16 protein-coding genes and 1 pseudogene are annotated in these 19316 nt (G+C 67.3%); 4 read left to right on the top strand and 13 right to left on the bottom strand.

Translation table 11 applies throughout. From position 1 onward, the window contains the following. The first annotated feature begins 85 nt into the window (after window positions 1–85). Window positions 86–496, top strand: coding sequence for an ACT domain-containing protein (locus DIE06_RS24950; RefSeq protein WP_124663668.1), 411 nt, complete (start codon window positions 86–88; stop codon window positions 494–496). A gap of 97 nt (window positions 497–593) precedes the next feature. Here the strand turns inward: DIE06_RS24950 and DIE06_RS24955 are convergent, their stop codons facing one another. The 3 genes from DIE06_RS24955 to DIE06_RS38435 form a co-directional block, all read right to left on the bottom strand. Further along, window positions 594–1787 (bottom strand): urate hydroxylase PuuD, encoded by a 1194-nt coding sequence (locus DIE06_RS24955; RefSeq protein WP_124663669.1) that lies wholly within the window; start codon window positions 1785–1787, stop codon window positions 594–596. 53 nt (window positions 1788–1840) lie between these two features. Next, complete coding sequence (gene uraH / locus DIE06_RS24960) at window positions 1841–2194, bottom strand: hydroxyisourate hydrolase (RefSeq protein WP_011657188.1); 354 nt, start codon at window positions 2192–2194, stop codon at window positions 1841–1843. Window positions 2195–2271: 77 nt separating this feature from the next. Continuing rightward, the gene (locus DIE06_RS38435; RefSeq protein ID WP_185733471.1) at window positions 2272–2577 is read right to left on the bottom strand and encodes a hypothetical protein; all 306 of its coding nucleotides are present in this window, start codon (window positions 2575–2577) and stop codon (window positions 2272–2274) included. A gap of 126 nt (window positions 2578–2703) precedes the next feature. Between DIE06_RS38435 and DIE06_RS24970 the strand changes: the two genes are divergently transcribed. Further along, on the top strand, window positions 2704–4116 hold the full coding sequence (locus DIE06_RS24970; protein WP_124663670.1) for an 8-oxoguanine deaminase: 1413 nt from the start codon (window positions 2704–2706) through the stop codon (window positions 4114–4116). Window positions 4117–4246: 130 nt separating this feature from the next. Here DIE06_RS24970 and DIE06_RS24975 read toward each other — a convergent pair whose 3' ends face one another. Further along, complete coding sequence (locus DIE06_RS24975; protein WP_084903657.1) at window positions 4247–5176, bottom strand: LysR substrate-binding domain-containing protein; 930 nt, start codon at window positions 5174–5176, stop codon at window positions 4247–4249. A 224-nt stretch (window positions 5177–5400) separates the two neighbouring features. Beyond that, a complete protein-coding gene (locus DIE06_RS24980) occupies window positions 5401–5610 on the bottom strand; it encodes a dodecin (protein WP_006755984.1) in 210 nt (69 codons plus the stop codon). A 135-nt stretch (window positions 5611–5745) separates the two neighbouring features. Here DIE06_RS24980 and DIE06_RS24985 point away from each other — a divergent pair, with 135 nt between their 5' ends. Further along, window positions 5746–6654 (top strand): NAD(P)-dependent oxidoreductase, encoded by a 909-nt coding sequence (locus DIE06_RS24985; protein ID WP_124663671.1) that lies wholly within the window; start codon window positions 5746–5748, stop codon window positions 6652–6654. Between the two features lie 77 nt (window positions 6655–6731). On the opposite strand, the gene DIE06_RS24990 is transcribed toward DIE06_RS24985, so the two are convergent. The 4 genes from DIE06_RS24990 to DIE06_RS25005 form a co-directional block, all read right to left on the bottom strand. After that, window positions 6732–7178, bottom strand: coding sequence for a hypothetical protein (locus tag DIE06_RS24990; RefSeq protein WP_027784713.1), 447 nt, complete (start codon window positions 7176–7178; stop codon window positions 6732–6734). A gap of 341 nt (window positions 7179–7519) precedes the next feature. Further along, window positions 7520–7951 carry a large conductance mechanosensitive channel protein MscL gene (mscL, locus tag DIE06_RS24995; protein WP_006752022.1) on the bottom strand — a complete coding sequence of 144 codons (432 nt, stop codon included), beginning with the start codon at window positions 7949–7951 and terminating at the stop codon, window positions 7520–7522. A gap of 244 nt (window positions 7952–8195) precedes the next feature. Continuing rightward, the gene (locus tag DIE06_RS25000; protein WP_124663672.1) at window positions 8196–9389 is read right to left on the bottom strand and encodes a tetratricopeptide repeat protein; all 1194 of its coding nucleotides are present in this window, start codon (window positions 9387–9389) and stop codon (window positions 8196–8198) included. A gap of 78 nt (window positions 9390–9467) precedes the next feature. Next, window positions 9468–10148 (bottom strand): PspA/IM30 family protein, encoded by a 681-nt coding sequence (locus tag DIE06_RS25005; protein ID WP_044843730.1) that lies wholly within the window; start codon window positions 10146–10148, stop codon window positions 9468–9470. A gap of 439 nt (window positions 10149–10587) precedes the next feature. Here DIE06_RS25005 and DIE06_RS25010 point away from each other — a divergent pair, with 439 nt between their 5' ends. Then, complete coding sequence (locus DIE06_RS25010; RefSeq protein WP_124663673.1) at window positions 10588–13101, top strand: penicillin-binding protein 1A; 2514 nt, start codon at window positions 10588–10590, stop codon at window positions 13099–13101. Window positions 13102–13188: 87 nt separating this feature from the next. On the opposite strand, the pseudogene DIE06_RS25015 reads toward DIE06_RS25010, so the two are convergent. The 4 genes and pseudogenes from DIE06_RS25015 to mfd form a co-directional block, all read right to left on the bottom strand. Further along, a pseudogene (locus DIE06_RS25015) lies at window positions 13189–13299 on the bottom strand (DUF3574 domain-containing protein); the annotation flags it as partial. Window positions 13300–13431: 132 nt separating this feature from the next. Further along, a complete protein-coding gene (locus DIE06_RS25020) occupies window positions 13432–14451 on the bottom strand; it encodes a threonine/serine dehydratase (protein ID WP_124663674.1) in 1020 nt (339 codons plus the stop codon). A 60-nt stretch (window positions 14452–14511) separates the two neighbouring features. Beyond that, complete coding sequence (gene argE / locus DIE06_RS25025; protein ID WP_124663675.1) at window positions 14512–15732, bottom strand: acetylornithine deacetylase; 1221 nt, start codon at window positions 15730–15732, stop codon at window positions 14512–14514. Window positions 15733–15839: 107 nt separating this feature from the next. Beyond that, window positions 15840–19310 carry a transcription-repair coupling factor gene (mfd, locus tag DIE06_RS25030; protein WP_124663676.1) on the bottom strand — a complete coding sequence of 1157 codons (3471 nt, stop codon included), beginning with the start codon at window positions 19308–19310 and terminating at the stop codon, window positions 15840–15842. Between the last annotated feature and the right edge of the window lie 6 nt (window positions 19311–19316).

Consider the following 19316-nt stretch of genomic DNA (forward strand, 5'->3'; position numbering starts at 1 on the left):
GTTGTCGGCATGTCGAGGAGGTCGGCTGCGTGCTATCGTGCCCGCATCGCCACCTCCCGATGCCCGCTTCCGGGCCCGTACCCCGATGAGCCAACCTGAAAACGACCTTGCGGTCCTGCTGCGGACGATGCGGCCCGAACTGCATCCGGGTGCGTTCGCATTCGTCGCACTGCCGGCTGATGCAGACATATCGTTATCCGAAACGATCGCGACGTTCCGCGAAGCGGAAGGCGTGACAGTCGTGGTCGACGAGGCGACGGCCGCGCGTCGCGGCTGGCCCGTGCTGTTCCGCGCCGCGTGGATCACGCTGACGGTGCATTCGGATCTCGCGGCGGTCGGCCTGACGGCCGCGTTTGCGCGGGCATTGGGTGAGGCCGGCATCAGCTGCAACGTGATGGCCGCCGTGTACCACGATCACATCTTCGTGCCGTTCGACGACGGCCCGCGCGCGCTCGATGCGCTCGTCGCACTGCAGCGCGGCGCGCTGCGCGGCTAGCGGGGGACGCGTTCCGGACAGGCAAAAAAACGGGCCCGTTTCCGGGCCCGCGAACGGAGAGGATTGTGCCGGCAACCAACCGCCGGCGCATGGCGGCTTACTTGGCCGCGCCACCCTCGAACCAGGCGGCGAGCTTCACGCGCTCGTCGTCGGTCATGTGCGTGACGTTGCCGATCGGCATCGCCTTCAGGCGCACGGCCTGTTCGTAGATGCGCTGCGCGTTCTTCGACACTTCGTCCGGCGTGTCGAACATCACACCGGCGGGCGCGCTGCCCATCAGCGTCGGCTTTGCCGAGTGGCACTCGACGCAGCGCTGCTGCAGGACCGGCATGATGTCGTTGATCACGATCTTCGGTGCGTTCGCTGCCTGCGCTTCCGGTGCGACCGGCTTCGGCATCGTCCACACCAGCGCGCCCGACAGCAGCGCGACGCCGCCGATCGGCAGGTACCACAGCTGTTTGCCGCGGTGACGCATCACGAAGAACTGGCGAATCAGCGCGCCGGCCAGCATGATCAGCACGAGCACGACCCAGTTGAACTTGTTCGTGTACGTCATCGCATAGTGGTTCGACAGCATTGCGAACACGACCGGCAGCGTGAAGTAGGTGTTGTGCACCGAGCGCTGCTTGCCGCGCTTGCCATAGATCGGGTTCGGCTCTTCGCCCTTGAGCATCTTGTCGACCATCTTGCGCTGGCCGGGGATGATCACGAAGAACACGTTCGCCGACATGATCGTCGCGAGCATCGCGCCGACGATCAGATATGCCGCACGGCCCGAGAAGATGTGGCAGGCGAGGTACGCGGCGACGACGACGTAGAGGCCGACGCAGATGCCCAGCACGCGATCGTTGGTGCCGAGGATGCGGCACAGCGAGTCGTAGACGATCCAGCCGGCCGCGAGGAAGCCGAGCGCGGACGCGACGGCGACGACCGGGCCCATGTCGAGCACGCTCCTGTCGATCAAGTATGTGTTCGGTGCGAGCAGGTACAGCACGAAGAACAGCGAGAAGCCCGACAGCCAGGTCGTGTACGACGGCCATTTCGACCAGTGCAGGTCATCCGGCATTTCCGGCGGGGCGACCGTGTACTTCTGCATGTTGTAGAAACCGCCGCCGTGGACGTGCCACAGTTCGCCGAACACGCCGCGCTTGCGCTGGTTCGCGTCGGTGGGCGGTTTCAGGCTGTTGTCGAGCGCGACGAAATAGAAGGACTCGCCGATCCACGCAATGGCGACGATGACGTGCAGCCATCGCAGCGCGAGGTTCAGCCAGTCGGTGATGAAGCCTTCCATGAAACTCCTCCAGACTCAGATCGTTGTCTTTGATGCAGGCGCCGATGCGTGTGTCAGCTGCCGCGATAGGTGCTGTACGACCACGGCGACACGAGCAGCGGCACGTGGTAGTGCGATGCGGTGTCGGCGATGCCGAAGCGCAGTACGACGCGGTCGACGAAGCGGGGTTCGGGCACCTTCACGCCGAGCGACGCGAAGTAGTCGCCGGCATGGAATACGAGTTCGTATTCGCCGGCGGCGAGCGCGGCGCCTTCGAGCAGGGGTTCGTCGCAACGGCCGTCGCTATTGGTCAGCACGGTCTTGATCGCGCGGCGCGATTCGCCGTCCAGCGCGTAGAGGTCCACCTTGATGGCAGCGCCGGGACGACCGTGTGCCGTATCGAGTACGTGGGTAGTGAGCTTTCCCATTCGCAATTGTCCTTGTGTGAATGCGAGGTTCGGCGGCGACTCGATCCATTGACTGTGCGGCGGATCGAGGCTCCACGTCACGTGGCTACATACCCGTCGGCGAGATTGAAGCGAGCGCCGTGCAGGCATTGTAAAAAGGTTCCCCGCGCAAATACGGGCGCGATATCAAAGATAATGCGCCGCGCATGAACCGCTGTCGACGGCATGCCGGGAGCGGCCGCGGCCCGGGATTCCCGCGCCCGGCGGCTGCGTGCGGCGTACCATATCGAATCCGTGAAGCGCGGTATTCCGGATCGCGCATTGTGCGTCGCGCGCGCTTGGGCGATGCTGCCGCCGTGCGCGTCGGCCTTCGGGCCCGCGCGTACCCCGAAGACGGCATTCACGCCGGGTAACCGGGCCAGCGCGTTCGAACGGACGCAGGCACCGGGGCGTGCCGCGAATCAGCGTTCGAACGGCTTTGTGAGCGTCTCCGGGAGCGGCTCCCGGGGGCAGAACGACGCGGAGAACGCATGAACCTCGAGCAGCACGCCGGCGCACGCGCGCGGCACCCATCCTCACCCCGCCCGACGACTCTGCTGGTCAAGCACGCCGACGTGCTCGTGACCATGGACGATACGCGCCGCGAACTGCGCGACGCGGGGCTCTATATCGAAGACAACCGGATCGTCGCGGTCGGCCCGAGCGCCGAGCTGCCCGATACCGCGGACGAGGTGCTCGACCTGCGCGGCCATCTCGTGATCCCGGGGCTCGTGAACACGCACCACCACATGTACCAGAGCCTCACGCGCGCGGTGCCGGCCGCGCAGAACGCCGAACTGTTCGGCTGGCTCACGAACCTGTACCGGATCTGGGCGCACCTGACGCCCGAGATGATCGAGGTGTCGACGCTGACCGCGATGGCCGAGCTGCTGCAGTCGGGCTGCACGACGTCGAGCGACCATCTGTACATCTACCCGAACGGCAGCCGGCTCGACGACAGCATCGGCGCCGCGCGGCGGATCGGCATGCGCTTTCACGCGAGCCGCGGCGCGATGAGCGTCGGCCAGCGCGACGGCGGGCTGCCGCCCGATTCGGTCGTCGAGCGCGAGCCCGACATCCTGCGCGACGCGCAACGCCTGATCGAGACCTATCACGACGAAGGCCGCTACGCGATGCTGCGGGTGGTGGTCGCGCCGTGCTCGCCGTTCTCGGTGAGTCGCGGCTTGATGCGCGACGCGGCCGTGCTGGCGCGCGACTACGGTGTGTCGCTTCACACGCACCTGGCCGAGAACGTCAACGACATCGCATACAGCCGCGAGAAGTTCGGGATGACGCCTGCCGAATACGCGGAGGATCTCGGCTGGGTCGGCCACGACGTGTGGCACGCGCACTGCGTGCAACTCGACGACGCGGGCATCGGCCTGTTCGCGCGCACCGGCACCGGCGTCGCACACTGTCCGTGTTCGAACATGCGGCTCGCGTCGGGCATCGCGCCGGTGAAGAAGATGCGTCTCGCGGGCGTGCCGGTCGGCCTCGGAGTCGACGGTTCGGCATCGAACGACGGCGCGCAGATGGTCGCGGAAGTGCGGCAGGCGCTGCTGCTGCAGCGGGTCGGTTTCGGGCCCGATGCGATGACCGCGCGCGAGGCGCTCGAGATCGCGACGCTGGGCGGCGCGAAGGTGCTGAACCGCGACGACATCGGCGCGCTGAAGCCCGGCATGGCCGCGGACTTCGCCGCGTTCGACCTGCGCCAGCCGCTGTTCGCGGGCGCGCTGCACGATCCGGTCGCGGCGCTCGTGTTCTGCGCGCCGTCGCAGGCGGCGTACACGGTGGTGAACGGGAAGGTGGTGGTGCGGGAAGGGCGGCTCGCGACGCTCGACCTGCCGCTGGTGATCGAGCGTCACAACGCGCTGGCGCACGCGCTCGTGGAGGCGTCGCGCTGAAGCGTCGGAGGGGAGGTCGCGCAGCGCGTTGCGGATCGGTTGCGTGGCCGTTGCGGCCATCCCCGCCGCGCAACGCGCCGCAGCCACGCGCAACGGCGTGACCGGCGCGCGCGGTGCGCGCCGTATGCGATTACGCCTCGATCAGCGTGCGGGTGGCTTCGGCGACGAGGCTGCGCAGCCAGCGCACTTCGTCGGAGTAGTGGCAGCGTTCGTGCCACAGCTGGTAGTACTGCATCGGCGGGAAGTCGAGCGGCGCCGGCACGACCGACAGCGGCAGGAACTTCGCGTAATGATCGGCGAACAGGCGCGTCGTCGTGAAGATCAGGTCGGACTTCACCAGCACGTATGGTGCGAGGTTGAAGTACGGCAGCGTGACGACCACGTGACGCTTGAGCCGCTCGCGCGCGAGATGCACGTCGATCGCGCCGCGCTGGCCGACCGAGTACGGCGTCGGCGCGAGATGCGGCGCGTTCAGGTACTGGTCGAGCGTGAGCCCGCCGCGCTTCGCGAACGGGTGCGTGTTGCTCATCAGGCAGACGATTTCGTCGACGAACAGGTTCGACAGGTGCAGTTGTTCTGGCGGCTCGGGCCAGTTGCCGACGACGATGTCGAGCTTGCCGTCTTCCAGCGCGAGCTCGTAGTCGAATGCGGGCCCGAGCGAGTGAAACTCGAGCGTCGCATTCGGCGCGGCCAGGCGGAAGCGTTCGACGACGGTCGGCACGAACAGCACGTTCAGGTAGTCGGGACAGCCGATCCGGTAGCAGCGGATCGACGTGGCCGGGTCGAAGCTGTGCTGCTGGAACTTGATGCGCTCGATTTCGCGCAGTGCGTTCTGCACCGGTTCGAGCAGGCGCAGCCCGTATTCGGTCGGGACCATGCCGGACTTGCCGCGCACGAGCAGCGGGTCGCCGGTGATGTCGCGCAGGCGCCGCAGCGCGGCGCTGATCGCCGGTTGCGACTGGTTCAGTTTGACGGCCGCGCGCGTGACGCTGCGCTCCATCAACAAGGTGTGCAAGACGCGCAAGAGGTACGTGTCGATCGCCTCGCGTTGCTGACTCATGATATCTCCGGTTTATATGTCCAGGCTGATCGAAGGGGCGGGGGGATATATGGTTTTTAATATGAACCAAAGCCAGCGTCAAGAGATGGATACCCGCAGACGCCCGCCGGCCGGGCCTCGGCAAGGGGGCCGGACGGGGCGGAAGGCACGCGTGCGCGGTGCCGCGCGGATGCGCATTGCACGCATCCGGTGGCCGGGGCACCGCGCGTGACGCGCGCGGCGCGTCAGTCGTCGATGCGCATGCCGACTTTCAGCGTGACCTGCCAGTGGATGACCTGGTCGCCTTCGATGTGGCCGCGCGTTTCGGTCACCTGGAACCAGTGCAGGTTGTGCAGCGTCTTGCCGGCTTTCGAGATCGCGTTGCGGATGGCGTCGTCGCACGATTGCCGCGACGAACCGGTCAGTTCGATCAGCTTGTAGACGTGGTCGCTCATGATGCGCTCCCTGGGATATCGGTGTGTGCGGCCGATGCAAGCGGCGGGCCCGAAGCGGCGCCGCGCGTGTCCGGCTTCTTGAGTGATAGGTATGATGGGCGGCAAGTGCAACCCCAATTGGAGACGAGGAACATCGTGGAAGTCGGATTTTGCGGACCGGGACTGATGGGCGCGCCGATGATTCGGCATTTGCTGGCGGCGGGCCACCGGGTCAGCGTTTGGAACCGGACGCGCGGCAAGGCCGAGACGCTTGAAAAGGATGGCGCGCAGGTGGTTGACACGCCGCGCGACCTGGCCGAGCGCGTCGATACGGTGTTCGTATGCGTGCTCGACGGTCGCGCGGTCGGTGACGTCGCGTTCGGCGAGCACGGGCTCCTTGCCGGCGATGCGAAGGCACGCCGCTTGAAGCGCATCGTCGATCATTCGAGCATCCCGCCTGCCGCGACGCGCGACTACGCGGCGCGCGCGGCCGCGCTCGGCGTCGGCTGGGTCGACGCGCCGGTGTCGGGCGGCGTGCCCGGCGCGCAGGCCGGCACGCTCGCGGTGATGGCGGGCGGCGGCGCGGCCGACCTCGATGCGGTGCGTCCTCTGATCGGCACCTATGCATCGCGCATCACGCACATGGGCGACGCAGGTGCGGGCCAGACCGCGAAGCTGTGCAACCAGGCGATCGTTACCGCGACGGTGACCGCGATCGCGGAGGCCGTCGGCCTGGCACAGGCGAGCGGCATCGACGCCGCGCGTCTGGCCGACGCGCTGGCCGGCGGATGGGCCGATTCGGTGCTGCTGCAGACCTTCGTGCCGCGCATGACGTCAGGCGGGCACGCGCGGGGCGGCCATCCGCCGATCGGCGCGCTCAGCACGTTCCAGAAGGATGTCGATGCGATCGCCGACGCCGCGCGCGACACGGGCGCGGTGATGCCCGTATCGGCCACGGTGCAGCAGGTGCTGCGGCTGGGCGCCGCGCAGGGGCTCGCCGGTGCCGATTTCGCCGCGTTCATCGACATCGTCCGGCCCGGCAACGGGCGCGGGACGGCACAGTGATCGCGCGGCGCCGGTGAAGCGGGAAGCCTGAATGACCGATGGGCCGCCCGGAGGCGGCCCATCGTGTCGGGTTGGGTTCAGCCGAGGGAGCGCGGGGTCGTGTCGCCGGCGTTCTGGCGTCCGAGCCCGCCGCGCAGGCTCGCCTTCGTGCCTGCACCAAATTCGGGCAGGATGCGCGCACGGGCGCGGCTCGCGAACACGAGGAAGCCGAAGCCGTTCGCCTCGTACCAGTACCCACCGTTCTCGAGGCCGTCGAGCGGCTGTTCGAGTGCATTGGCGATCGATTCGATGCAGCGCTTGCGCAGTTCGGCGATGGCCGGATAGGGCGGCTGTGCGCCGCGCACGCTGCACAGGAGCACGTCGAGGCCGGGCAGCACATGCGCATAGAGGACGGGTTCGTCCTGCGCACGGGCGCGGGCAATCTTTGTGTCGAGCTGAGCAAACGGTTTCGAATGGCGCAATACCGCGAGGAAGGACTCCTGGCCATCCTGTTGCGCACGTCGACGTTTTTTCGGGAAGGACATAAACACTCGCCTCAAAAACAATTGCAAGAAATGCGGCACTTTCATGCGACCCACTCCCGGCTATGTACGCCGCATGTCGATCCTTTATAGCACACGAAAATGCTGCACTCGTGCGGTACGACGATCAATGTCTCCCGTCGACCCGCATGCCACGATGATCGACACAGCCAGCGTCTTGGCGCCCGTACTGTCGTTTAGTCTCCATCATAGACCTGCTTTCCCCGCGCGTGCATTCGCGCGTCACAAAAAAGTGAGATAAGCCGCGCGCGGCGGTGCGCGGCGCGCGCCCATGAAAAAAGCCCGCACTTGGCGGGCCCGGCAGATGCTGTGTGGCGCGGCGCTCAGCGTTGCTTGAGCGAATCGCGGATCTCGCGCAGCAGCACGATGTCTTCCGGCGTCGCGGCCGGCGCGGCTTCTTCCGGCTTGCGCAGCTTGTTGATGAATTTCACCATCAGAAAGATGATGAACGCGAGGATCACGAAGTTGATCGCCACGGTGATGAACGAGCCGTAGCCGAATGCGGCCACGCCCGCGGCCTGCAGGTCCTTGAACGAATCGGGATTACCCTTGAACGACGGGGGGATGGTGCCGAGCAGAACGAACTTGTTCGAGAAATCCAGACCGCCCGTCAGCACACCGATGACCGGCATGATGAGGTCTTTCACGACCGAGTCGACGATCTTGGAGAATGCGCCGCCGATGATCACGCCGACGGCGAGATCCATCACGTTGCCTTTGACGGCGAACTCCTTGAATTCCTTGATTATGCTCATGAGCGGCTTTCTCCTGGTTGGGCGAGGGGAGGCGTGCCGCGACGCGCAGGGCTGCGAAGCGTCTGATGGGTCGGATGGGGATCGGAGGCACGCCGATGGCCGCATGATAGCGAACGTACCCCATTGCCGGTAGCCCATCTTGAAATGATTAACAAATCAGGGAGCCGGTGCGAGTGGAAATGAAAGGAAGCGCGGTGTTGGGGGCGGGCGCGGTGCGATGCGCCGACGCCCGCGTGTGCAATGCTCAGGTGTTGTCGTCGGTCCACCCGTCGTCGTTGCTGCCGAGATCGACGCCGCCGCTGTTGCCGTTGCCGTCGCTCCAGTTCGCATTGTCGCCGCGGCCGAAGTCGAAGCCCGGATCGTTGTTCTCCTGGCGTCGGCGCTGGTCGTCGACGATCACGTCGCGTTCGACCACGCGTTCGCGGCCGCCGGACATCGCTTCACCGAGCAGCACGCCGGTCAACAGCCCGCCCATTCCGCTGCCGAAACCGCCGCCTTGCTGGACCACGACGGGCGGCTGCTGTTGCGGATACGGTTGCGGCGGATACGGCTGTTGCGGGTACGGTGGCTGCTGATACGGCTGGCCTTGCATGCCGGTCACACGATCGGCTTCCTGTGCATACACGGAGCCGCCGCCGTTGGCCGGCACCGCGGGTTGCGCGCTCGGATCGGGGCGGCCTTCGACGCGTGCCTTCACGCTCGCGTGCCGCTGTTCGAGTTCGTCGATGCGATACGGCGGCACCGGGTTCTTGCCGTTCGACAGCGCTTCGACGAGCGCGCGTGCATCGGTCTCGATGCCTTCGAGTTCGCCGGTGAGCGCTGCGGCGCCCGGCGCCGTCGACAGCTTCGCGTCGAGTTTCAGCGGACGGATGTCGTTCAGCACGTCGGTTGCGCGCTTCAGCTGCGTGCGGCGTTCGTCGCCGGCGCGGCTGTCGTCGGCCGAGCGTGCGCGGCGCAACGTCCAGCGCAGCACCAGCGCGATGATTGCGACGATCAACCCGAGGCCGATCCACATGCCGGTCGACGGACCGTGTTTCGCGATCGGCGCGGCGGGGGCGAGCGACGACTGCAGCGAACCGCTCTGCGTGGCCGACGGTGCGGTGCCGCTGACGCGCGCGGCGTCCGCGCGAATGCGCGATTCGGTTTGCGCGAAATGCGACGCGTCGGTGAAGCGCAGCTGCGGATCGAGCGACTTCGCCTGCTGCAGTTGCGCGAGCGCGTCGGACGCGCGGCCTTCGCGGTCCAGCACCTGTGCGTACAGGTAGTGCGCATGCGCGTTGTTCGGATGGGCGTCGATGACTTGCGACAGCTGCGTGTCGGCGCGCTGCCAGTCACGCTGTGCGATCGACTGCTCGACTTGCTGCAGCGACGGGACCGCAAATGCGGCGGAGGACAGCAGCATCAGCGAGAAGCCGAGTGCGGCGAGAGATTTCTTCATGGTCGAACCGGGCGCAAGCGCCCGTCTCCTGACGATCGGTGCGCGCCGCGGGCCCGGCGGGCCGCGGCGCGGTTGCCGTTACTGCGCGGGTGTGTCGAGCTGCTTCTTCAGCGCGGCGAGGCGGTCCTCGACCGACGGGCCCTTGTTCAGCGCGGCGAGCTTGTCGTCGAGCGCCTTGCCGCTCGACGTGTCGGCCGAATTCAGGCGGGCGTCCGAGCGTGCATTCTGCAGCGCGACCTTGTCCTCGAGCTTCTGGAAGTCCTCCGACAGGTTCTTGCCGCCGATGCCGCCCAGCGCGCTCGCTGCGACGTCCTTCGCCTGCGCGATTTCCTGCTTGGCCTGCAGGATGTTCGAGCGTGCGTTCAGGTCGTTGCGGCGCTGACGCATGTCGGCGATCTGCCCCTTCAGCTTGTCGACCGACGGCTCGAGCGTCGTCAGCTCGGCCGCGAGCGCATCGCGCTCGGCTTCCGCGTTCGACTGCGCGGCGAGCGCCTCGCGTGCGAGCGCTTCGTCGCCTGCCTGCAGCGCGCGCTTCGCGCCGTCCTCGTACTTCTTCACCTTGTCGTCGGCCGCATCGCGCTTGCTGCGCTGGGTCGCGACTTGTGCCTCGATCTCGATCAGCGAATTCTCGGCACGGCCGATGCTGTCGTCGAGCTCCCGCACGATCTGCCGTGCGTCGCGCGACGGATCCTGTACCGAGTCGGCCGCATCGTTCAGCAGGCCTTTGATCGTGCGCGAAACAGAGTCGAAAAGCGACATGAAATCCTCCGTGATTGAAAGGTGCCGCGTGAGCGCGGCAGTGCCCGTCGCGAATCGGTTCCGACCCGCGTGAGCTGGCGGATATTACACCGCCGGCCCCTTAAATACGGCTTAAGCGCCGGAGTTCAAGCGGCGCGCGTGTGCAGCATTCGGACCTTTCGTGTTTGAAAGAAACGCTGCGGCATGCGCGGGGCTGCGTGTCCATCATAGGCGGAGCATGCCGCCAATACGTTCCGCAATTCGCGGCCGTGCGGGAATTTTTACAAAAAATCGCGAAGTCAATCGGTCGATTTCATTAAAATGCGCTGTCACGTCGCGGGAACGGATCGCCGCGCGGCGGGGTCTGTCGACGTGACAGTTGCCACGATGCACCCACTCTGATTCATCCGCTTGCATTTCCGCATGCGTCCGAGGGCGCCACGCCGCCCGCCATTCCGACATGCCAATTATCAAACGACCGTCTTCTCCTTCCGACCGGAACGAACCTCACTACACGTTGCGCCGTTCGCCGTCGGGGGCCTATTACCCCGATGACGACGACCGCGGCGACGACCGTCGCGCGCAGCGCAGCGGGGGCGGCGGTCGCCGCTCGTTCGGCTCGCGCGTCGCGCTGTGGTTCATTGGCCTGTTCGCGACGCTTGCAATCGTCGGTGCGCTGATCGTCGGCTACGCACTCGTCGTGATGGCGCCGCAACTGCCGTCGCTCGATGCGCTGACCAATTACCAGCCGAAGGTGCCGCTGCGCGTGTTCACCGCCGATCACGTGCTGATCGGCGAGTTCGGCGAGGAGCGCCGCAGCCTCGTGCGCTTCCAGGAGATTCCCGACGTGATGAAGAAGGCGGTGCTCGCGATCGAGGACTACCGCTTCTACGAACACGGCGGCGTCGACTTCCTCGGCATCCTGCGCGCGGGCGTGGCCGACCTGATGCACGGCGGCGCGCGCCAGGGCGCGAGCACGATCACGATGCAGGTCGCGCGCAACTTCTTCCTGTCGAGCGAGAAGACCTACACGCGCAAGATCTACGAGATGCTGCTCGCGTACAAGATCGAGAAGGCGCTGACGAAGGACCAGATCCTCGAGCTGTACATGAACCAGATCTACCTGGGCCAGCGCTCGTACGGTTTTGCCGCGGCCGCGCGCGTGTATTTCGGCAAGGACCTGAAGGACATCACGCTCGCGGAAGCGGCGATGCTCGCGGGGCTGCCGAAGGCGCCGTCCGCGTACAACCCGGTCGTCAATCCGAAGCGCGCGAAGGTGCGTCAGGAGTACATCCTGAAGCGCATGCTCGAGATCGGCTACATCACGCAGCCGCAGTACGACCAGGCGGTGAAGGAAGAGATCCACGTGCGCACGCCGGGCAACCAGTACGCGGTGCACGGCGAATACGTCGCCGAAATGGTGCGGCAGATGATGTACCAGCAGTACAAGGACGAAACCTATACGCGCGGGCTGACCGTCACGACGACGATCAACTCGACCGACCAGGAAGCGGCGTACCAGGCCGTGCGCCGCGGCATTCTCGATTACGAGCGCCGCCACGGCTATCGCGGGCCGGAAGGTTCGATCAACCTGCCGGCGGCCGGCGACGATCGCGACGAGGCGATCGACGACGCGCTCGCCGATCACCCGGACAACGGCGACCTGCAGTCGGCGGTGGTGCTGGCGGCGTCGCCGAATGCGGTCGAGGTGCAATTCGTCGGCGGCGCGACGACGACGATCGGCCCGGCCGGGCTGCGCTTCGTGGCGGCCGCGCTGAGCCCGCGCGCAAATGCGACGCTGCGCATCAAGCCCGGCTCGATCGTGCGAGTGCTGAGGGACGGCAAGGCGGGTTGGCAGGTCGTGCAGCTGCCGCAGGTCGAAGGCGCGCTCGTCGCGATCGCGCCGCAGGACGGCGCGATCCGCTCGCTCGTCGGCGGCTTCGACTTCAACAAGAGCAAGTTCAACCACGTGACGCAGGCGTGGCGCCAGCCGGGCTCGTCGTTCAAGCCGTTCATCTATTCGGCGTCGCTCGACAAGGGGCTCGGGCCGGCGTCGATCATCAACGATGCGCCGTTGTACTTCCCGCCGAGCGTGCCGGGCGGGACCGCGTGGGAGCCGAAGGACGACGACCAGCCTGACGGCCCGATGTCGATGCGTACCGGCCTGCAGCGTTCGAAGAACCTCGTGTCGATCCGGATCCTCGCGTCGATCGGCACGCAGTACGCGCAGCAGTACGTGACGCAGCGCTTCGGCTTCGATCCGGCGAAGACGCCGCCGTACCTGCCGATGGCGCTCGGCGCTGGCCTCGTGACGCCGCTGCAGCTCGCGACCGGCTATGCGGTGTTCGCGAACGGCGGCTACAAGGTCGACCCGTACCTGATCGCCGAAGTCGACGACGCGCACGGCCAGCCGCTGCAGAAGTCGCAGCCGGTGATCGCTGGCGGCACCGCGCCGCGCACGATCGAAGGCCGCAATGCCTACGTGATGAACAGCCTGCTGCACACGGTCGCGACGGCCGGCACGGGCGCGGGCACCAACGCGCTCGGCCGCAGCGACCTGCAGGGCAAGACCGGTACGACGAACGATGCGAAGGACGGCTGGTTCGCCGGCTACCAGCAGTCGCTCGTCGCGGTCGCGTGGATGGGCTTCGACCAGCCGAAGAGCCTCGGCAGCCGCGAATTCGGCGCGCAGCTCGCGCTGCCGATCTGGGTGAACTACATGCGCACCGCGCTGAACGGCGTGCCCGAGCAGCAGATGCCGATGCCGGACGGCCTGACCTCGATCGACGGCGAGCTGTACTATGCCGATCGCACGCCGGGCAACGGCTTCGTCGCGAGCGTGGACATCAACCCGGCCGCGAACGCGATCAGCGCGAACGACGCGCTCGGCTCGGCCGGGTCGGAGGGGCTCGCACCGCCGCCCGTCACGCAGCAGGAGAAGCAGCAGATCATGGACATGTTCGAAAACAAGTAAGCGATTCGCGGATGTTTCGCATGCGACGGGCGTCTTCGGGCGCCCGTTTTTTTGCGCGTCGTCGCGCGTCAGCCGCAGGAGGACGAATCAGAACGACGCACACGCCGGCACGAGCGTGATGCCGACCGACTCCTGCCGGAAGCGCTCGCGGTACGACTGCCGGATCGCGGCGAGCCGTGCGTGCGTGTCGGCGGCATCTGCCTATTTCGCGTCCGGCACGCTTCGTGCGCATAAAACGCTGCGCGCTCAACCACTTGCGTGCTTGTCCGGCGGGTTATCAACAGGGCTGTCAACATAAACTGGGGATAACCCTGAGTGCCCTGCGCGGGTTCAGTGCTGCAGTTTCGCGTGGGCGAGATGCATGCCGAGCGTCGCGGGGTCGGTGTTCGTGCCCGACAGCAGCACGCCGACCCGCTTGCCCTGCAGCGTTTCGCGCAGCGGGCCGAGCAGCGCCGCGAGCGGCGCCGCGCACGCCGGTTCGACCGACAGCTTCAGGTGCGAGAACAGGAACAGCATCGCCGCGCGCAGCGCGTCGTCGGACACCGTGACGATGCGGTCGATGTGGCGCCGGCACAGCTGATAGCTGTATTCCTCGGTGTGCGGCGCCATCAGCGAGTCGGCGATGGTCTGCATCGCGCTCATCTTGATCGTGTGATTCGCCGCGAAGCTGCGGCTCATCGCATCGGCGCCTTCCGGCTCGACGCCGTACACGTGCACGCGCGGATTCGCGAGCCGCAGCGCGGTCGCCATGCCGGCCGCGAGCCCGCCGCCGCCGATCGGCACGATCACCGCGTCGAGATCGGGCGTCTGCGTCGCCCATTCGTAGCCGAGCGTCGCGGTGCCGAGAATCGTGTGATAGCCGTTGAACGGATGGATGAAGAAGCGGCCTTCCTCGGCCTCGATCCGCCGCACGAGGTCGAACGCCTGCGACGCGCTGCCGGCGAGCACGACTTCCGCGCGGTACTGCTTGCACTGCGCGATGCGCGTCGGGCTCGCGGTATGGAACATCACGACCTTCGCGCTGCTGCCGAGCCGCATCGCCGCATAGGCGACGGCCGCCGCATGATTGCCGGCCGACACACACGTGACGCCGGCGTTCTTGCGCGCTTCGTCGAGGGCCAGCAGGTGCGTGAACGCCCCGCGCGCCTTGAAGCTGCCGCTCGCCTGCAGCAGTTCGAACTTGAAGTTGACGTGCGCGCCCTCGAGGGACGGCAGGTCGGCGCGCTCGAACACGGGCGTGCGCGCGACCCACGGTGACAACGCGAAATGCTGCGCGGCGATTTCGTCGAGCGTCGGAATCGGCTCGCCGTCGATCGTCGTATGGGCAGTGCCCCGTTGTTGAGTCGACATGACGTGGCGGGTGGCGGGGTGGGCCGGCCCGCTCACGCAGGCCGGCGTGGCGGGGGGCAGTCAGTGTGCGTCGACCGACATGCTGCGGATGAACTTGCGCAGGAACTGCTCGCAGGCGGCGAGCTGCGCAAGCTCGACATACTCGTTCGGCTTGTGAGCCTGTTCGATGTTGCCGGGCCCGCAGACGATGCTCGGGATGCCCGCGCGTTCGAACAGGCCGGCTTCGGTGCCGTATGCGACCTTGCGCTTGTCCTGGTCGGCCGTCAGCGCGCGCACGAGCTGCGTGATCGCGGCCTGTTCGGTCGCGTCGAGCCCGGGCGCCGCGGCGATCTTCGAGAACTCGATCGCCGCGTTCGGATGCTCGCGGCGCATCTGCGGCAGCAGCGTTTCCAGTGCATACGCCTCGATGCGCGTGAAGATCTGCTCGGGATCGAGCGTCGGCAGGTTGCGGAACTCGAAGTCGAACCGGCATTCGGCCGGCACCGTGTTGATCGCGTTGCCACCCTGGATCGTGCTCGTCTGCGCGGTCGTGAACGGTACGTCATACAACTCGTCGAACGGGCCTTCGGCGCGGAAGCGGTCGGCGATGTCGCGGATGTGGCAGATGAGGCGCGCCGCGTATTCGATCGCGTTCAGGCCCTTCGGCGTCAGCGACGAGTGCGCCGCGTGGCCGCGCACGCAGCAGCGGTAGGCGTTGATGCCCTTGTGCGCGATGATCGGCCGCATGCTGGTCGGCTCGCCGACGATGCATCCGGACGGCTTCACGCCGCGCTTGACGAGATCGGCGATCAGCAGCGGTGCGCCCGCGCAGCCGATTTCCTCGTCATAGGACAGCGCGAAATGGATCGGCTTCGCGAGCTTCGTCGCCTGCATCTCGGGCAACAGCGCGAGCGCCACGCCGATGAAACCCTTCATGTCGCATGTGCCGCGGCCGTACAGGCGGCCGTCGCGCAGCTCCGGCGCGAACGGGTCGCTGTCCCATTGCTGGCCATCGACCGGCACGACATCGGTGTGCCCCGACAGCACGATGCCGCCGTCGGTCGAGCCGTCGTGCGCGGGCACGGTCGCGAACAGGTTGGCCCAGCCTTCGCGCGGATCGTGCGTGAGCGTCGACGCGATGCCTTTCGCGGCGAGTGCGTCGCGCACCGTTTCGATCAGGCCGAGGTTCGGCACGCGGCTCGTCGTGTCCATCGACACCAGCTGCTTGATCCAGGGCAGGCTGACGAGCGAAGCGTCGCCTTGGTCGGCGGCGGACGGCGCCGGCGCGTCGAGAGTGGACATGGCAAAACTCCGTCTGAGGAATGGGAAAATCATACTCAAAAACGCGCCGGCCCGCCTTCGCCGGCCGCGATGCGGTGCAGCATCGCGGCCGTGTCGTCAGCGTGTCGTCAGCGTGCCGCGTTCGTCGCGTCGGCGCGCGGCGCGAGCGCGCGCAGCGTTTCCTTGATCGTCGACACGCGGATCGCGAGATCGGGCGAGCGCGTCTCGATGCGCAGCCTGTCCTGTCCCGCGAGCTTGATGTGCCGGTGCTTCTGCACCATCTCGATGATCCGCATCGGATCGATCGGCGGGTTCGGCTCGAACTGCAGCCCGATCGCGGCCTCGCTCGCGTCGATCTTGACGATGCCGAGCGGCTTCGCCGCCAGCCGCAGCCGGTGCGTCTCGACGAGCGCGTGCGCCTGCGGCGGCAGCTTGCCGAAGCGGTCGATCAGCTCCTCCTGGATGCCGTCGATCGAATCGCCGTGCTCGCAGTTCGCGAGACGCTTGTACAGCGACAGCCGCTCCTGCACGTCCGCGCAGTAGTCGGCCGGCAGGATCGCGGGCGCATGCAGGTTGATTTCCGTCGTCGCGGCGAGCGGGGCGGTGAGATCGGGCTCCTTGCCGTTCTTCAGCGCCTTCACGGCGTCGTTCAGCATGTCGGTGTACAGCTGGAAACCGATCTCGTGGATCTCGCCCGACTGCTTGTCGCCGAGCACTTCGCCGGTGCCGCGGATCTCGAGGTCGTGCATCGCGAGATAGAAACCCGAACCGAGTTCCTCCATCTGCTGGATCGCCTCGAGCCGGCGCTGCGCCTGCTTGGTCAGCGACTGCGGGTCGTGGACCAGCAGGTACGCATAGGCCTGGTGGTGCGAACGGCCGACGCGGCCGCGCAGCTGGTGAAGTTGCGCAAGGCCGAACTTGTCCGAGCGATGCATGATGATCGTGTTCGCGCTCGGTACGTCGATGCCCGTCTCGATGATGGTCGTGCACAGCAGCACGTTCGCGCGCTGCGCGACGAAATCGCGCATCACGCGCTCGAGTTCGCGCTCGTGCATCTGGCCGTGCGCGATCGCGATGCGCGCCTCGGGCACGAGCTCCTCGAGCATCGCCTTGCGGTTCTCGATCGTCTCGACCTCGTTGTGCAGGAAGTACACCTGGCCGCCGCGCTTCAGCTCGCGCAGCATCGCCTCGCGGATCACGCTTTCCTCCTCGCGGCGCACGAAGGTCTTGATCGCGAGCCGCTTCTGCGGCGCGGTCGCGATCACGGAGAAGTCGCGCAGCCCCTCGAGCGCCATCCCGAGCGTGCGCGGGATCGGCGTCGCGGTCAGCGTCAGCACGTCGACTTCCGCGCGCAGTGCCTTCAGCGCTTCCTTCTGGCGCACGCCGAAGCGGTGTTCCTCGTCGATGATCACGAGGCCGAGTCGCTTGAACTGCACGTCCGACGACAGCAGCTTGTGCGTGCCGATCACGATGTCGACGCTGCCTTCGTTGATCTGCGCGATCGCCGCGTTGACTTCCTTCGCGGTCTTGAAGCGCGACAGCTCGACGATGCGCACCGGCCAGTCCGCGAAGCGGTCGGCGAAGGTCTGCGTGTGCTGCTCGGCGAGCAGTGTGGTCGGCGACAGCAGCGCCACCTGCTTGCCGCCCATCACCGCGATGAACGCGGCGCGCAGCGCGACTTCCGTTTTGCCGAAGCCGACGTCGCCGCACACGAGGCGGTCCATCGGCTTGCCGCTCGTCATGTCGCCGATCACGGCCGCGATCGCCGCGGCCTGGTCGGGCGTCTCCTCGAAGCCGAAGCTCTCCGCGAACTTCACGTAGTCGCGCGGCTCGAGTGCGAACGCATGGCCTTCGCGGGCCGCGCGGCGCGCGTACAGGTTCAGCAGCTCGGCCGCCGTGTCGCGGATCTGCTGCGCGGCCTTGCGCTTCGCGCGCTCCCACTGGCCCGAGCCGAGCGCGTGCAGCGGAGCGCTGTCGGGATCGGCGCCGCTGTAGCGCGAGATCACGTGCAGTTGAGCGACCGGCACGTAGAGCTTGCTGTCGCCGGCGTATTCGAGATGCAGGAATTCGGTTTCGCCTTCGCCGAGATCCATCGACACGAGGCCCATGTAGCGGCCGATGCCGTGCTGCGCATGGACGACCGGATCGCCGACCTTCAGTTCCGACAGGTCGCGCACCATCGCGTCGACGTTGCTCGCCTGCTCCTGGCGGCGGCGCCCGGCGCGGCGGCCGAGCGCACCGTACAGCTCGGTCTCGGTGACGATCGCGTAGCCTTCGCCCGGCACCGCGAAACCGCTCGCGAGCGGCGCGACACCGAGCGCGAAGGGCGCGTCGCTTTCGAGCCAGCCCGCGAAGTGGTCGTTCGACGCGGGGCGCAGGCGATGTTCGGCGAGCAGTTGCAGGATCGTTTCGCGGCGGCCGGCCGATTCGACCGTCAGCAGCACGCGCTTGCCCGACGATTCGACGAACGTGCGCAGCGCGGCGAGCGGATCGTCGGCATGGCGGTCAACGGTGAGCTCGGGCAGGCCCGTCGCCCAGCCGCCGGCCGGCTGCGCGGGCAGCACGACGCGCGCGAACGGCTTCGCTAACGCGAAGAAATCCTCGTCGGACAGGAACAGGCGCTGCGGCTCGAGGATCGGCCGCTCGCGATCGTGCGCGAGGAACGCGTGACGCTGCTTCGTATCGGCCGTGAAGCGGCGGATCGACGCCTCGAGGTCACCGGCGAACACGAGGTGCGCATCCTGCGGCAGGTAGTGGAACAGCGTGGCCGTCTCGTCGAAGAACAGCGGCAGGTAGTACTCGATGCCGGCCGACGGCACGCCGTTGCCGATGTCCTTGTAGATCGGCGCGCGGCTCGGGTCGCCTTCGAAGGTTTCGCGCCAGCGGCTGCGGAAGGCCGTGCGCGCGGCTTCGTCGAACGGGAACTCGCGGCCGGGCAACAGGCGCACGTCGCGCACCGGGTAGAGGCTGCGCTGCGTATCGGGATCGAACGCGCGGATCGAGTCGACCTGGTCGTCGAACAGGTCGATCCGGTACGGCAGCGGCGAGCCCATCGGGTACAGGTCGATCAGCGAGCCGCGCACGCAGTATTCGCCGGGCCGCACGACCTGGCTCACGTGCTCGTAGCCGGCCAGCGTGAGCTGCGCCTTCAGCTTCGCCTCGTCGAGCCGCTCGCCCTGCGCGAACGCGAAGGTATACGCGGCCATGAACGATGCCGGTGGCATCCGGTACAGCGCGGTGGTCGCGGGCACCAGCAGGATGTCGCAGCGGCCCTCGCCGAGGTCGTGCAGCGTCGCGAGGCGCTCGGAAACGAGATCCTGGTGCGGCGAGAACGTGTCGTACGGCAGCGTTTCCCAGTCCGGCAGCAGGCGCACGCGCGCATCGGGCGAAAAGTAGCGGAGTTCCTGCGACAGCCGCTGCGCGTCGACCGCGTTTGCGCAGATCACCGCAAGGAGCGGGACCGCGTCGCGGTTGTCGGCGAGATAGCGGGCGATGGCGAGTGCGTCGGCGGAGCCGTGCGCGCCGTCGAAGGCGAACCGCTGGCCCGGTTTGACGCGGGCGACGGGCGAGGCGAACGGGGTGGAAGCGTTGTCTGGCATAGGGAC

It is taken from the genome of Burkholderia sp. Bp8998, assembly GCF_003854235.1.
Lineage (GTDB): Bacteria > Pseudomonadota > Gammaproteobacteria > Burkholderiales > Burkholderiaceae > Burkholderia.

Excerpts from the sequence above, each read along its gene's own strand:
- DIE06_RS24975 (WP_084903657.1), bottom strand. The coding sequence starts at position 5,176 with ATGAGTCAGCAACGCGAGGCGATCGACACGTACCTCTTGCGCGTCTTG.
- DIE06_RS24990 (WP_027784713.1), bottom strand. The coding sequence starts at position 7,178 with ATGTCCTTCCCGAAAAAACGTCGACGTGCGCAACAGGATGGCCAGGAG.
- argE (WP_124663675.1), bottom strand. The coding sequence starts at position 15,732 with ATGTCCACTCTCGACGCGCCGGCGCCGTCCGCCGCCGACCAAGGCGAC.
- DIE06_RS24980 (WP_006755984.1), bottom strand. The coding sequence starts at position 5,610 with ATGAGCGACCACGTCTACAAGCTGATCGAACTGACCGGTTCGTCGCGG.
- DIE06_RS24955 (WP_124663669.1), bottom strand. The coding sequence starts at position 1,787 with ATGGAAGGCTTCATCACCGACTGGCTGAACCTCGCGCTGCGATGGCTG.
- DIE06_RS25000 (WP_124663672.1), bottom strand. The coding sequence starts at position 9,389 with ATGAAGAAATCTCTCGCCGCACTCGGCTTCTCGCTGATGCTGCTGTCC.
- DIE06_RS24950 (WP_124663668.1), top strand. The coding sequence starts at position 86 with ATGAGCCAACCTGAAAACGACCTTGCGGTCCTGCTGCGGACGATGCGG.
- DIE06_RS25020 (WP_124663674.1), bottom strand. The coding sequence starts at position 14,451 with ATGTCGACTCAACAACGGGGCACTGCCCATACGACGATCGACGGCGAG.
- mscL (WP_006752022.1), bottom strand. The coding sequence starts at position 7,951 with ATGAGCATAATCAAGGAATTCAAGGAGTTCGCCGTCAAAGGCAACGTG.
- uraH (WP_011657188.1), bottom strand. The coding sequence starts at position 2,194 with ATGGGAAAGCTCACTACCCACGTACTCGATACGGCACACGGTCGTCCC.
- DIE06_RS24970 (WP_124663670.1), top strand. The coding sequence starts at position 2,704 with ATGAACCTCGAGCAGCACGCCGGCGCACGCGCGCGGCACCCATCCTCA.
- DIE06_RS25010 (WP_124663673.1), top strand. The coding sequence starts at position 10,588 with ATGCCAATTATCAAACGACCGTCTTCTCCTTCCGACCGGAACGAACCT.
- DIE06_RS25005 (WP_044843730.1), bottom strand. The coding sequence starts at position 10,148 with ATGTCGCTTTTCGACTCTGTTTCGCGCACGATCAAAGGCCTGCTGAAC.
- mfd (WP_124663676.1), bottom strand. The coding sequence starts at position 19,310 with ATGCCAGACAACGCTTCCACCCCGTTCGCCTCGCCCGTCGCCCGCGTC.